The sequence below is a fragment of the Bradyrhizobium sp. 1 genome, assembly GCF_023073315.1.
Taxonomy (GTDB): domain Bacteria; phylum Pseudomonadota; class Alphaproteobacteria; order Rhizobiales; family Xanthobacteraceae; genus Bradyrhizobium.
Map to the genome: position 1 here is coordinate 727,759 of NZ_JADPJH010000033.1, position 12,882 is coordinate 740,640.

The 12,882-nt window shown below is 64.0% G+C and carries 16 protein-coding genes; 10 read left to right on the forward strand and 6 right to left on the reverse strand.

Annotation, left to right across the window (positions count from 1 at the left end):
• Positions 1-13 precede the first annotated feature (13 nt).
• A complete protein-coding gene (locus tag IVB29_RS28470; RefSeq protein WP_247506708.1) occupies positions 14-970 on the forward strand; it encodes a tripartite tricarboxylate transporter substrate binding protein in 957 nt (318 codons plus the stop codon).
• Positions 971-1,012: 42 nt separating this feature from the next.
• On the opposite strand, the gene IVB29_RS28475 is transcribed toward IVB29_RS28470, so the two are convergent.
• A complete protein-coding gene (locus IVB29_RS28475; protein ID WP_247506709.1) occupies positions 1,013-1,720 on the reverse strand; it encodes a GntR family transcriptional regulator in 708 nt (235 codons plus the stop codon).
• 253 nt (positions 1,721-1,973) lie between these two features.
• On the opposite strand from IVB29_RS28475, the gene IVB29_RS28480 reads away from it, so the two are divergent.
• From IVB29_RS28480 to IVB29_RS28505, 6 genes are all read left to right on the forward strand, one after another.
• The gene (locus IVB29_RS28480; RefSeq protein WP_247506710.1) at positions 1,974-2,960 is read left to right on the forward strand and encodes an ABC transporter ATP-binding protein; all 987 of its coding nucleotides are present in this window, start codon (positions 1,974-1,976) and stop codon (positions 2,958-2,960) included.
• Positions 2,961-3,002: 42 nt separating this feature from the next.
• A complete protein-coding gene (locus tag IVB29_RS28485) occupies positions 3,003-4,292 on the forward strand; it encodes a PotD/PotF family extracellular solute-binding protein (protein ID WP_247506711.1) in 1,290 nt (429 codons plus the stop codon).
• Positions 4,292-5,251, forward strand: a complete 960-nt coding sequence (locus IVB29_RS28490; protein ID WP_247507007.1) for an ABC transporter permease — start codon at positions 4,292-4,294, stop codon at positions 5,249-5,251. Before IVB29_RS28485 ends, IVB29_RS28490 begins: the two co-directional genes overlap by 1 nt.
• 3 nt (positions 5,252-5,254) lie before the next feature.
• A complete protein-coding gene (locus tag IVB29_RS28495; RefSeq protein WP_247506712.1) occupies positions 5,255-6,133 on the forward strand; it encodes an ABC transporter permease in 879 nt (292 codons plus the stop codon).
• A 5-nt stretch (positions 6,134-6,138) separates the two neighbouring features.
• On the forward strand, positions 6,139-6,870 hold the full coding sequence (locus IVB29_RS28500) for an aspartate/glutamate racemase family protein (RefSeq protein WP_247506713.1): 732 nt from the start codon (positions 6,139-6,141) through the stop codon (positions 6,868-6,870).
• 170 nt (positions 6,871-7,040) lie between these two features.
• Positions 7,041-7,535 (forward strand): hypothetical protein, encoded by a 495-nt coding sequence (locus tag IVB29_RS28505; RefSeq protein WP_247506714.1) that lies wholly within the window; start codon positions 7,041-7,043, stop codon positions 7,533-7,535.
• A gap of 176 nt (positions 7,536-7,711) precedes the next feature.
• On the opposite strand, the gene IVB29_RS28510 is transcribed toward IVB29_RS28505, so the two are convergent.
• The gene (locus tag IVB29_RS28510) at positions 7,712-8,089 is read right to left on the reverse strand and encodes a hypothetical protein (RefSeq protein WP_247506715.1); all 378 of its coding nucleotides are present in this window, start codon (positions 8,087-8,089) and stop codon (positions 7,712-7,714) included.
• 104 nt (positions 8,090-8,193) lie between these two features.
• Positions 8,194-8,508, reverse strand: coding sequence for a hypothetical protein (locus IVB29_RS28515; protein ID WP_247506716.1), 315 nt, complete (start codon positions 8,506-8,508; stop codon positions 8,194-8,196).
• 96 nt (positions 8,509-8,604) lie between these two features.
• On the opposite strand from IVB29_RS28515, the gene IVB29_RS28520 reads away from it, so the two are divergent.
• On the forward strand, positions 8,605-8,835 hold the full coding sequence (locus IVB29_RS28520; RefSeq protein WP_247506717.1) for a hypothetical protein: 231 nt from the start codon (positions 8,605-8,607) through the stop codon (positions 8,833-8,835).
• Positions 8,832-8,996 carry a hypothetical protein gene (locus IVB29_RS28525; protein WP_247506718.1) on the forward strand — a complete coding sequence of 55 codons (165 nt, stop codon included), beginning with the start codon at positions 8,832-8,834 and terminating at the stop codon, positions 8,994-8,996. The genes IVB29_RS28520 and IVB29_RS28525 overlap by 4 nt, the downstream gene beginning before the upstream one ends.
• Before the next feature lie 17 nt (positions 8,997-9,013).
• Here the strand turns inward: IVB29_RS28525 and IVB29_RS28530 are convergent, their stop codons facing one another.
• From IVB29_RS28530 to IVB29_RS28540, 3 genes are all read right to left on the reverse strand, one after another.
• The gene (locus IVB29_RS28530) at positions 9,014-10,708 is read right to left on the reverse strand and encodes a PAS-domain containing protein (RefSeq protein ID WP_247506719.1); all 1,695 of its coding nucleotides are present in this window, start codon (positions 10,706-10,708) and stop codon (positions 9,014-9,016) included.
• Positions 10,709-10,836: 128 nt separating this feature from the next.
• Complete coding sequence (locus tag IVB29_RS28535) at positions 10,837-11,367, reverse strand: gamma carbonic anhydrase family protein (protein ID WP_247506720.1); 531 nt, start codon at positions 11,365-11,367, stop codon at positions 10,837-10,839.
• 98 nt (positions 11,368-11,465) lie between these two features.
• Positions 11,466-11,795, reverse strand: a complete 330-nt coding sequence (locus tag IVB29_RS28540) for a hypothetical protein (protein ID WP_247506721.1) — start codon at positions 11,793-11,795, stop codon at positions 11,466-11,468.
• 223 nt (positions 11,796-12,018) lie between these two features.
• Between IVB29_RS28540 and IVB29_RS28545 the strand changes: the two genes are divergently transcribed.
• Positions 12,019-12,720: a hypothetical protein gene (locus IVB29_RS28545; protein ID WP_247507008.1), complete on the forward strand. Its 702-nt coding sequence runs from the start codon at positions 12,019-12,021 to the stop codon at positions 12,718-12,720.
• The last annotated feature ends 162 nt before the right edge of the window (positions 12,721-12,882 follow it).

Consider the following 12,882-nt stretch of genomic DNA (forward strand, 5'->3'; position numbering starts at 1 on the left):
ATGCGCCAGAATTGTGGGTGCCGCAATTGCATGCCTGACGCTGGCCGTTGCTGACACCGCTTGGGCCGAAGCCTGGCCGACCCGGGCAATCAGGATCGTCGTCTCCACGCCGGCAGGCGGCATCACCGATGCCTTCGCCCGCTCCTATGGCGACTATATCTCGCAGAAGCTTGGCCAGCCGGTCATCGTCGAAAACAAAACCGGAGCCAGCGGTGCGCTGGCGGCGCAATCGGTGAAGGAGTCCCCGGCGGACGGCTATACGCTGATGTACACGATCTCATCCACCCTGCTCGGTAACCGGCTGCTGCTGAAATCGCTGGCCTATGATCCGGACAAGGATTTCGCAATCGTCGCGGTGACGCCTTCGGGACACCTGCCTTTGGTGGCCCATACGGTCACCGGCGCAAAGACGCTGGAAGAGTTCGTCGCCTATGCGCGTGCCAACAAGGTCACGGCCGGCTCGTACGGCATCGGCTCGTTCGCGCACATCGCGATCGCCCAGCTCAACCGGCAATTCGGCCTCGACATTTCCATCGTGCATTACCGCGGCGAAGCGCCGATGTGGCAGGATTTCGCAGCCGGAGTCATCCAGGCGGCGGTTGGCAGCTATCAGGCCGCGCTTCCGGTGCTCGATACCGGCGTCGGCCGCGCGATTGCCGTGCCGACACCGGTGCGCATGAAGAAGCTGCCCGAAACCAAGACGTTTATCGAGCAAGGCGTCACCGGCAATGTCTTCCAGCTCACCAGCTTCACCACGCTGGTTGCGCCCGCTGCGACGCCAACAGACCGGATCGAACTGCTCGCCAAACTGATGGTCGAAGGCGGCAAGACGGAGCGTGTGCAAAAGCTGCTCGATGCCTTCGGGGTCGACCAGCCGGCAATGGATCGCGCGTCGTCGTTGGCGCTCTACGAAAAGGAAGGGCCGGTCTGGCTCGAATCGATCAAGACTCTCGGGTTGGAGCCGCAATAGCCGCCGCCTCGCCCATCCGGGTGCGGACGCGCGTCGTTGAGCTTAGATGCCCAGCACGTCCGCAAGCCGCAACTCGTCGGCAGCAGGATCCTTCAGGAACAGCTCGGCCTCGATCTCGTTCAGATGCGACAGCATCTGCGCGCGCGCGGTCTCTCTGTCACGCTTGCGGATCGCGGCGACGATGCCGGCGTGGTGATCGGTGCCGCAGGCAGGCGTATCGTGACGGCGATAGAGCAGGATGATGAGCGAGGAGCGCGCGATCAGCTCCTTGAGGAAGCCGAGATAAATGCTGTGGCCGCTCATCTCCGCGATGAGCCTGTGAAACTCACCGGAGAGCCGCACCGAGGCACGCGCGTCGCCGCGCAGCTCTGCCTCGCGTTCTTCGGTGAGATGTTGCTGGAGACGACCGATCCAGGCCGGCGACACCGCCTCACAGGCGTGATCGACGATGGTCGGTTCGATCAGACGGCGTGCCTCGAACACTTCGCGGGCGTCGCCCGGTGTCGGCCGCGCGACGAAGGCGCCGCGGTTCTTTTCGATGCTGACGATGCCCTCATGGGCAAGCTGCTGAAGCGCCGTGCGGACCAGCGTGCGGCTGGCGCCATAGATTTCGCCGATCTCGTCCTCACCGAGCTTGGTGCCGGGCAACAGGCGATGCTCGAGGATTGCCGCGGTCACGCCCTCCCGGATACGGCTGACACGATCGCTCGCATCTGGCGCATCGGATTTCGGGCGAGTCTTGGCAGCCATGGGTGTGAGGGCTCGATCGGCGACTATGGCCTCGAATCCTAATCGACGAGCTGTATCCAATCACAGGCGAAAGATTATACAATCTGCGCCTGTTTTGTGTGCACGCAACTGCGAAGGCGGTGAGCCGCCCGGACGCACGCGCTCCGCTCTAACAATCTGACTCCGCTGCACTGTTTCGGAATTTGGCCGGCCGCGGGCGATTGGCATGGACCTTGCGGGGAGAGCAGAGCTTCGCCCTCCTCCCGGATACGCCATGGCCACTCCCGCCGCTCTCGAACTGGTCGCCGTCACCAAGCGCTACGACACCACGCTGGCGGTCGACACCGTCAACCTCAAGATCCCGGCCGGCACCTATTGCTGCCTGCTCGGCCCCTCCGGCTGCGGCAAAACCTCGACCCTGCGCATGATCGCGGGCCATGAGGCGGTCAGCGAAGGCGACATTATTCTCGGGGCACAGAACGTCACTGACCTCGAGCCGGCCAAGCGCGGCACGGCGATGATGTTTCAATCCTACGCCCTGTTTCCGCATTTGACCGTGCTCGACAACGTGGCGTTTGCCCTGAAAATGCGCGGCATAGACCGTGCCGTCAGGCACAAGCGCGCCGGCGAATTGCTCGAGCTGGTGGCGATGACCCCCTATGCCGCGCGCCTCCCGGCGCAGCTCTCCGGCGGCCAGCAGCAGCGCGTCGCGCTTGCGCGTGCCCTGATCACCGAGCCGCAGATCCTCCTGCTCGACGAGCCGCTGTCCGCGCTCGATCCGTTCCTGCGGGTGAAGATGCGTGGCGAGTTGAAACGGCTGCAGCGCGAGCTCGGCATCAGCTTCATCCAGGTCACCCACGGCCAGGAAGAGGCGATGGCGCTCGCAGACCACATCGTGGTGATGAACCAGGGCAAGATCGAGCAGCAGGGCACCGCCCGCGACATCTTCCACCATCCCCGCACCGAATTCGTGGCGCGCTTCATCGGCGGCCACAACGTCCTCAGCGACGCCGGCAAACTCATCGCCGTGCGCGCCGATCAGCTCGGCATCGTGCCGATCGCTGACGGCGCGGTCGGCGCGCCGGCGCTGCTGACCCAGACCGAGTACCAGGGCTCCTATGTCGCCGTCTCGCTCACGCTCGACGACGGCACCGCCCTGTTCTCCCACGTTTCCGAGGCCGCCTTCGACGTCCATCCGTTCCGGCCGGGCGATCGCGTGCTGGCCACCTGGGATCCCGCCAAGGCGCAGCGCCTGCAATAACGCCATTGTTTTGAAAATGCGCAACACAGAGGAGTGACTGGAATGACCGAGACGACCAGGAAGACCGGCGTCAGCCGCCGCACGCTATTGAAGAGCACCGCGGGTCTCGCCGGCCTCGCCGCCGGCTCCGGCGCCATCACCGGCTTTCCCTACGTGATGTCGGCCGAGCCGAAAGTGCTGCGCTATCTCGGCACCGCCGTGAACGAGGGCGACGAGATCTCCAAGCAGTGCCTGAAGGACACCGGCATCAAGATCGAATACATCACCGCGACCACCGACGACGTCACCAAACGCGTGATGACCCAGCCGAACTCCTTCGACGTGCTGGACACCGAATATTTCGCGCTGAAGAAGATCGTGCCCTCGGGCAACATCCTTGCCCTCGACGCCAAGAAGATCAAGGAGTTCGACAACATCACGCCGGTCTTCACCAAGGGGGTCACTCCCGGCGGCAAGAAGATCGGGGGCCAAGGCACCGCGCCCTGGAAGGTGCTCTATCTCGAGGGCAAGGATTCCAAGAAGTTCGCGACGTCGGCGACCGAATTCGTCACGCTGATCCCGACCGTCTACAACGCCGACACGCTCGGCATCCGTCCTGATATCATCAAGCGCCCGATCAGCTCGTGGGCTGAACTTCTCAATCCCGAGTTCAAGGGCAAGGCCTCGATCCTCAACATCCCCTCGATCGGCATCATGGACGCCGCGATGGTCGTCGAAGCCACCGGCAAATATAAGTATGCCGACAAGGGCAACATGACCAAGGAAGAGATCGATCTCACCATGAAGGTGATGACCGAAGCCAAGAAGGCCGGCCAGTTCCGCGCCTTCTGGAAAGACTTCAACGAGAGCGTCAATTTGATGGCTTCAGGCGAGACCGTGATCCAGTCGATGTGGTCGCCGGCGGTGACGAAAGTCCGCTCGATGGGCATCGCCTGCACCTTCCAGCCGCTCAAGGAAGGCTATCGTTCCTGGGCGTCGGGCTTCTGCGTCTCCAAGGGCGTGTCGGGTCAAAAGCTCGAATGGGCCTACGAGTTCGTCAACTGGTTTCTATCAGGTTATGCCGGCGCCTATCTCAATCGCCAGGGTTACTACTCCGCCGTGCTCTCCACCGCGAAGGCACATATGGAGCCCTACGAGTGGGCGTACTGGATGGACGGCAAGGCGGCCGAGAAGGACATCAAGGCGCCCGACGGCTCGCTGCTGGAGAAGGCCGGCGCGGTGCGCGACGGCGGCTCCTACGAGGACCGCATGGGCGGCGTCGCCTGCTGGAACGCGGTGATGGACGAGAACGACTACATGGTCCGCAAGTGGAACGAGTTCATCGCGGCGTGATGGATACGTCGGAAGACATCCTGCAACAGGCGGCCCCGGGCTTGATCCCGGGGGCGGGCACAGCGCGCGCCGCAAAGCCGACGCGGCTGTCGCCCTCTTTCATCTCCTGGCTCCAGGCCGGGCCGATGATGCTGGTGTTTCTCGCCTTCTTCCTCATTCCGCTCGTCTTCGTCGTCATCGTCTCGTTCTGGGACTACAACGAATACCAGCTGCTGCCGGCCTTCTCCGGCCGCGGCTACTCCGACACGTTCGAGGGTTGCATCGCGCAGCTCCCCGATCTCTGCACCATCGCAAAGACCTATCTGAAGACGCTGAAGCTCTGCTTCCTGGTCTGGGTGATCACGCTCTTCATTGGTTTCTGGGTCGCCTACTTCCTCGCCTTCCACGTCAAGTCCAAGACCTGGCAGATGGGATTGTCACTGCTCTGCACGATCCCGTTCTGGACCTCCAACGTGATCCGCATGATCGCCTGGATTCCGCTGCTCGGGCGCAACGGCCTCGTCAATTCCGGTCTGGTCAAGACGGGACTGATCAACCATCCCGTGGAATGGCTGCTGTTCTCCGAATTTTCCGTGGTGCTGGCGCTGGTCCACCTCTTCACCTTTTTCATGGTGGTGCCGATCTTCAATTCGATGGTGCGCATCGACAAATCGCTGATCGAGGCCGCCTATGACGCCGGCGCCACCGGCTTCCAGACGCTCGTCAACGTCATCATTCCCCTCACCAAGCCCGGCATCGTGATCGGCTCGATCTTCGTCATCACCATCGTGATGGGCGACTTCATCACCATCGGCGTGATGGGCGGCCAGCAGATCGCCGCCGCCGGCAAGATCATCGAGACGCGGGTCAACGCGCTGCAATTCCCGGCCGCCGCCGCCAACGCCGTGATCCTGCTCGTCATCACCTTCCTGATCATCACCTTGATGTCGCGCATCGTCGACATCAAGAAGGAGCTCTAGAGCATGAAGGAGGGACGCCCGCGCTCTTTTTACGTGCTCGCGATCTTCTTCGCGGCCTACACGCTGTTTCTCTACGGCCCGATGATCGCGATCTACGTGCTGTCGTTCCAGGGGCCGGCGGGCGGCCTCACCTTCCCGATGAACGGCGTGTCGACCTTCTGGATCGCAAAACTGTTCCAGGGCACCGGCATCGTCGATCTCGGCGCGGCCTTCCGCCGCTCGCTGCTGCTGGGTGTGATCGTGATGATCGTCACCGTCGTGCTGTCGGTCGCGGCCGGCATGGCCTTCCGCCGCAAATTCAAGGCGCAAAGCATTTTGTTCTACTCGGCGATCGCGAGCCTGATCGTGCCCTCGATCATCACCTCGCTCGGCATCTCCCTTGAATTCCGCATCATCGACGATCTGATCAAGGCGCATTGGAACGAGAACTTCGAGACCTCGATGGGCCTGCTCACCTCCGGCCTCGGCGCGCATCTGACCTGGACGCTGCCGTTCGGCCTTCTCATCATGTTCGCGATCTTCAACCGCTTTGATCCCCGGCTGGAAGAAGCCGCGCGCGATCTCGGCGCGACGCCGTGGCAGGCCTTCCGCCATGTCGTGCTGCCGATCATCCTGCCCTCGGTGATCGGCATCGGCCTGTTTGGCTTCACGCTGTCCTGGGACGAGCTCGCCCGCTCCAGTCAGGCGATCGGGGCGGTGAACACGCTGCCACTCGATCTGCAGGGCCTCACGACCACCGTGACCAACCCCGATATCTATGCGCTCGGCACCGTGATCTCGGCCGTCTCGTTCACGGTGATCAGCCTTGCGCTCGGCACCATCCACGTGCTCAACAAGCGGCAGGCGGCCAAGGGCTCGGACGCCGGCAAAGGACTTGTCTGATCGCGATGCGACTGCACGTCGTCAATCCCAACACGACCGCGTCGATGACGGCGAAGATCGCGGTCGCTGCGCGCGCGATCGCCCTGCCCGATACCATGATCGATGCACGTCAGCCCACCATGGGCCCGGTCTCGATCGAGGGCTTTTACGACGAAGCCTTCGCCGTCCCCGGCATGCTCGGCTGCATCCGCGAGGCCGACCGCGACGGCGCGGACGCGCACATCATCGCCTGCTTCGACGACACCGGCCTCGACGCCGCGCGCGCGGTCGCGAAAGCGCCGGTGATCGGCATTGGCGAAGCCGGCTTCCACATCGCGAGCCTGATCGCCGCGCGCTTTGCCGTGGTGACGACGCTCGGTGTCTCCATCGTGCCGATCGAGCACAACTTGCGGAAATACGGCCTCGCTGAGCGTTGCGCCCGTGTTCGCGCCGCGGAGGTCCCGGTGCTGGCACTGGAAGAGCGCAACACCGACGCGCTCGCAAAAATCTCCGCGGAGATCACCGCCGCGATCCGCGACGACCGCGCGGAGGCCATCGTGCTCGGCTGCGCCGGCATGGCCGATCTCGCCGCCGAGCTCGCCGCCACGCATGGCCTGCCCGTGGTCGACGGCGTCGCCGCCGCGGTGACGCTGGCAGAATCACTGGTGCGGCTGGGACTGAAGACGTCCCGGCTCGGGCCCTATGCGGCGCCGCGATCGAAGACCTATTCCGGGCCGTTTTCGCCGTTTCAGCCCTGAATCCTGCCACCCCGCCTGGACGCAAGGGGACGAAGCTTACTTTTTTGAGCTGCAGCCTCTTTTTGGTTCCAATTGTTGCCGAACAGTAACACTTTCGGGACATCCCGGCCGCCGCTTTTGGGTTGCCGGACTTCGCCACTCACCAAGATTCAATTTGGGTTTTGTCAGCGATGATCGATCTCGCAGAGGACACATCGTCCAACCCCCTGCTTCGCCTTGGCGCCCAGCCGATCGCGCTGACCGCCGCCGCCCTTCTCCTGCTGATCGCCGGCGTGACCTCGATCGCGATCTGGCGCGCCTATACGGGCTCTGCACCCGAACCCGACCGTGTGGTGGCGTCGCGGCAGCTCCAGACCCGCACCGCCCAAGCCTCCGAGCAGCTGGTCGAGAAGACCAAGGGGCTAGAGGCGACCCAGCAGGAATCGATCGACCAGCTCCAGGTCGTGCAGGACCAGCTCCAGACGATGAGACGTCTGATGGCGGCGCAGCAAGCCGACACCAAGCGCCTGTCCGAGCAGGTCACGACGCTGAACGAGTCCATCGACAGCCTGCGGCAGTCCTTCGCTAGCACGCGGGCCACCGAGGCCGAGACGCCCTCGGTTACCCGCAGGAAACCGGCGCGACATCGCCTCCACGCCAGCGCGCGCAAGCGCTCGCGCGGTTAGCTTGCGACATTAATTTTTTCGACTTGTGAACTGGATCACATTCGCCTGTATGATTCCGCGCCATGGTGTCCGCTACCGGATGGCGTGAGCCGATTTCAATGTCCGGGGCTGGCAAGGTCGTTGACGGTATATTGCGTCAACGGCCTTGTTTTTTAGTGGTTAGCTCTGCGTCGAGACTACTCGCAGACGTCCACGCGGCGGACACGCCAGCCTGACGGCGTCATCACGCGCTTGCGCACGACGTAGCAGCCGCCATAGCCGCCATCGTCGTAGCCGGTACCATAGTAATAGGGATCGCCGTAATAGGGGTTTCCGTAGCCGTAATAGCCGCCGTAGTAGCCGGCACCGGCGAGGCCTACCCCGATCCCGACGCCGGGCCAGAAGCCGCCGCCATGCCAATGGCCGCCATGGCCCCAGCCGCCACCGCCATGCCAGCCCCCGCCGCCATGGAAGCCGCCACCATGACCGAAACCGCCCGCAGCCTGGGCCGCCTGCGGCGCCGATAGTCCGACCGCCGCGACGGCCAAGGCCGCCATCATCATCTTGCGTAACATCACTCGATCCTCCGCGTGGACACGCTCCACGCTTTCACACCAGGACCAAGCTAACGTCACACAGGCGTTCCTGACAGCCTCCCTGCCTCACTTCCGCGCGAGCATCAGCAGCCGCGGCAGATGCTCTTGAGTTTCTTGTCGAGCATCCGGTTTTCAGCGTTCACCGTAGGGTCCGCGTTGGGATCCGCCCCCATCCCGGTGCCGGTCGTGACACCGGACGAACCCGACGACTGCGCGGTGCCCGCGCTATTGGTGCCGGGGGGCGAAGCGGGGGAATTTGCAACGCCACCAGCGGTGCCAGTCGTTCCGGCGGAGCCGGTACCGCCGGTTGCTTGTGCGAACGACACGGCCGGCATCGCGGCAAGGCTGAGGATCACGATCAAGGTCTTCGTTGAAATGGTTGCTGGCGATTTGGCCATCGGAAATTCTCCCTTTGGCCGTCAACGGTCCTGACAAGGACCCGTTCCGGAACAAATGCCGTCACATCAGCTTGAAACAGGGAGGCAGTCACGATCATGCGCAAACTGATCGCGTTCGATGAGGACACGTTCGACAAGCTGAAGCAATTGGGCCGCGACAGGATGGCGACGTTCCAGGAGCTTGCCGACGAAGCCTTCGCCGACCTCCTGAAGAAGCACGGCATCCCCATCGATCTCAGGGACGCGCTGCGCAAGAGCGCGAAGCTCGATCGTGAAACGAGCAAGGCGACGGCGCATCCCAAAACCAGAAAGGCAAAGTCACGATGACCGATCGCGATCCCTTTGCAGAGGGCGAACGCGCCGCGCGCGAGAACATTCCGGCAGGGGCCAATCCTTATCTCGACGGCAGCGACGAGCATGCGCTCTGGGCCGCCGGCCACGAGAAGGTCGCAGCAAGCATCGAAGCGCGCGAATCCGAGGGGAGCTGACGCCACGCTCGCAGCAGCTATGCTGCCGCCACCATCTTCTCGGTGCGGTCCTCGATCATGGTCACGAACATGTGGGACTCTTCGCCGGCGCCGCCGATCTGGACCCGGCGGGCGGAGATGACGCGGCGCCCGCGCGCCGGATTGTCGATGGTGTCGATGATCGGCTCGAGCTGTTGCTTCTGCGCGAGAAGCTGCTGGTCGCGCCGTTCGATCAATTCCGCCGCTTCCGGGGAGAACAGTTCCCGCGCGGTCTTGCCGATGATCTCGCCGCGCGACATGCCGATCATCTTCTCGGCGGCCTTGTTGACGAAGACGTAGCGCTGGTTGCGCGCGTCCTTGGCGATGATGCCTTCCGCCACGTTCTCGATGATGGTGGCGAGGAAGCGTTCCATCCGCTGAAGAATGCGCTCGCGCTGGCGCTGTTCGGTGACGTCCTCCTGCACCGACACCCATCCGCCGCCGTCCATCGGACGCTCGTAGATCTTGATGATACGGCCGTCATTCAAGGCGATCTCGTTGGCGGCCGGCTCGCGCTTGGCGATCCGGTCGAGGATTGCCGCGAGAAATTTCGCGATGTCGCCGCTGAACAGCCCGCTCTTGACCCGATGCTCGAGGATTTCCTCGAGCGTCGATCCCGCCTGGATCGTCTCGGGCAGATTGTAGATCTGCCGGTAGTTGCCGTTCATCGCGACGACATTGGCCTTGCCGTCGAGCATGATCAGGCCCTGCGGCATGCTGTTGATCGCGGCCGAAAGCTGCCACTTCTTGGCCTGGTACTTGTCGTTGAAATTGTCGCGCTCGGTCCTTGCCGCGTCGCGTGCCTGCGCGGTGCCGAGCTCGAGCTCCTCCAGCTCGAAGATCCGTGCGACGGCGTCGCGGAAGTGCTGCACGGCGCGTGCGAGATGCCCGATCTCGTCGTGGCGGCCGAGATGCGGCACCTCGCTCTTGACGTCGCCGTCGGCGATCCGGTCGGTCGCCTGGGTGATTTCGGCCAGCGCCCCGACCACTGAGCCCCGCATCACGACGACGTTCAGCCCGGCGAGAACGAGGGCCGCGAGCCCGAGCACAAAGAGGTAGGCGGCGGCGTAGCGGTTCTCATTGGCGAGATCGTCGGCATCGCGGGCCCGTTGACCATAAATTCGTTCGAGCGTCTCAAGATCGCTGTTGAGCTTGCTGCGCAGCGTCCGGTTGGCGTCGTTGTCGCCCCATTCGCGCGCCGCCGCCGGACTGATCTCCAGCCCGCGCCGCACCAGCTCCTGGCGGAATTCGATGAACTGCGCGATGCGCTGGCGAAAGCCGGCGATTTGCTCGGCGTCGTCGTCGCCGACGGTCCGCTCCATGCTCTTGACGGCGCCAGCGAGCTCGCGGTTGCGCCGCAGCAGCCCCTCGGCGAACGGCTTCACACTGGCGCGATCGGCGGACATGTAGATACCGCGCGACTCCATCACGATGGCGTAAATCAGTGTGTTGATGCGCCCGACATTGATCGCAGCCTCGGCGGAGCTGGCGTGCATGTGACGATAGGTCGTCTGCAACCGCACCGTCTGGATCGACATCACGAGCAGGAAGGTGGTCACGATCGCGAGGAACCCGGCGATGCTGTAGACCTTCTCCGCGACGCTCAGCGTGTCGGAGCCGCGCGCGAAACTGACGAACTTCTTGAATAGTTTGGTTCCGGCATCGAGCCCGGATCCCAGCGCCGCAGCGTTCATGGCGCCGCTCCTCCTGGTTGAAAACGCTCGAGGATAGGCACCTGGGCGCTAGCGGAGGATTAAATTACCTGTCGGTATTGTTACGGTAGGGAACCAGGCTGCGCAGGATCCGGCACGGCCCGCCGGCCTCAGCCGATCCGCTTCAGGCCCTTCGTGAAGCGTGGGCCGTTGGCGACGTAGAACCTGGCCGCGCTCCCCATCTTCTGGACCTGGGCGTCGTCGAGCGTGCGGATCACGCGCGCGGGCGAGCCAATGATCAGGGAGCGTTCGGGGAACTCCTTGCCCTCGGTGATGACCGAGCCGGCGCCGACGATGCTGTTGCGGCCGATCTTCGCGCCGTTCATCACGATCGAGCCCATGCCGATCAGCGCGCCCTCCTCGATGGTGCAGCCGTGCAGGATGACGTTGTGGCCGACGGTGCAGTTCTTGCCGATGACAAGCGGAAAGCCGAGATCGGTGTGGCAGGTCGAGCCGTCCTGCACATTGGCACCCTCGCCGATCTCGATCCACTCATTGTCACCGCGCAGCACGGCGCCGAACCAGACGCTGGCGCCCGGCTTCAGGCGCACGCGGCCGATCACGGTGGCGGTCTCCGCAATAAAGTAATTGCCGTCGGCGGGAAGATCGGGCGCCTGCCCGTCGAGCTCGTAGATCGCCATGGAAGTCTCCTGTCACACCGGGACTGGCATAGCGAAACGGGAGCGACGTGGCAAAGGGCAGCCAGACCGGGCAGCCCTGAAAGCGTCAGCCGGAAAAATCAGCCCAGGACGCCGGTCGCACGCAGCGTCATCAGGAAGAAGGTGCCGCTCATCATGCTCCAGAAGCCGGCGATGACGGTTGCCATCGCCACGAACTCGACGCGGCGGCTTTCAAGCCGCATGCCGCGCAGCGTGTTGCGCATGATGATGAAGGGCGCCGCGAACACCAGAAACGGCACCGCCGCGAACGTCCTTGGCGCCACGCCGTCCTGCAACAGGCCGAAGCCGGCGGACCGCTGCGTGGCCGCCTGGTATCCATTCGCGAGCGCGCCCGCGAGCGCGAAACCGATGCAGATCGAGAAGAAGGTATTGAAAGCTTCAGGTGTCATCGGAACGGTCCGCCCTTACGCAACGCGAGGTGCCCTCGTGTGACAAAAAGTGCCGGTTAACGCTACATTATCCTTAAGCGAGGGTTAACGCCGCCGCCCGGCCCACGCAGGGCCCTCCCCCGGTACCCGGTAGCCTGGAACCTTCCGCGAAATCGCCGCCGCATGGCATATTCGGCGCTGATTCGTCGGCCATCGGCCGACCTCGGGTCCGCGCGTGTTCATGATGACGGTGTTTTCGGCAGCCTCCCCTCGCACTCCCCGCGCCCGCGCGCATGTCGTGCCGATCGTGCTCGGCGGCGCGGCGGCGCTGTGCGCGGTCGCGCTGGTCGCCTATCTGCTGTGGCCGACCTGGGGAACCGGCGGCGCGAGCGCCCCTGACAAGCTGCCGGTGAGCATCGGCAGCACGCTGTTCAACCTGCCGACCACCGCGATCCGGATGAAGATCCAGCGGCACTCCGGGCCGCAGGAGCGTATCGATCTCGACTTCCTCTATCCCTCGCTGGAGCCGCCCGGCGCGCCGAAGCACGTCACCGCCGACACGGTGGAAACGGCCGTGCAATCGATCGACCGCATCTTCCTGTCGATATCAGCCCATCACGATGCGCTCTCGCCCGAACAGCGAACGGCCACGATCTATCCGCGCTATCTCGACCAGGCCACGACCATGCCCGAGGACGGGCTGACGATGCGGATGTTCCGCGCCGAGACGCCCTACGGCAGTGAGGATTTCTACTCCGCTTCAAGCCCCGCGCTGACCGCGCGCTGCACGCGCGATGGGGCCACGCCCGGCATGTGCCTCTCCGAGCGCCGCGTCGGCGGTGCCGACCTCACCTTTCGCTTTCCGCGCAGCTGGCTGACGCAATGGCGCGAATTGGCGGAGGCGATGGACCGGCTGACGGCACAGCTGCGCGGGCCGAAGGGCTGAGCGCGGCGTCTCTGCGCCCTGCGAGACCGGCTTGCAGCGATGAGCTGGAGCTTCCCGACTAAAAAATCGAAAACAACCCCATGCACAGTAGCGAAGTATCCGGCAGCATTGAATATTTCGTATTTTTCGAAGTCTGACTTGACCCGTCGGGCAAAACAGGAG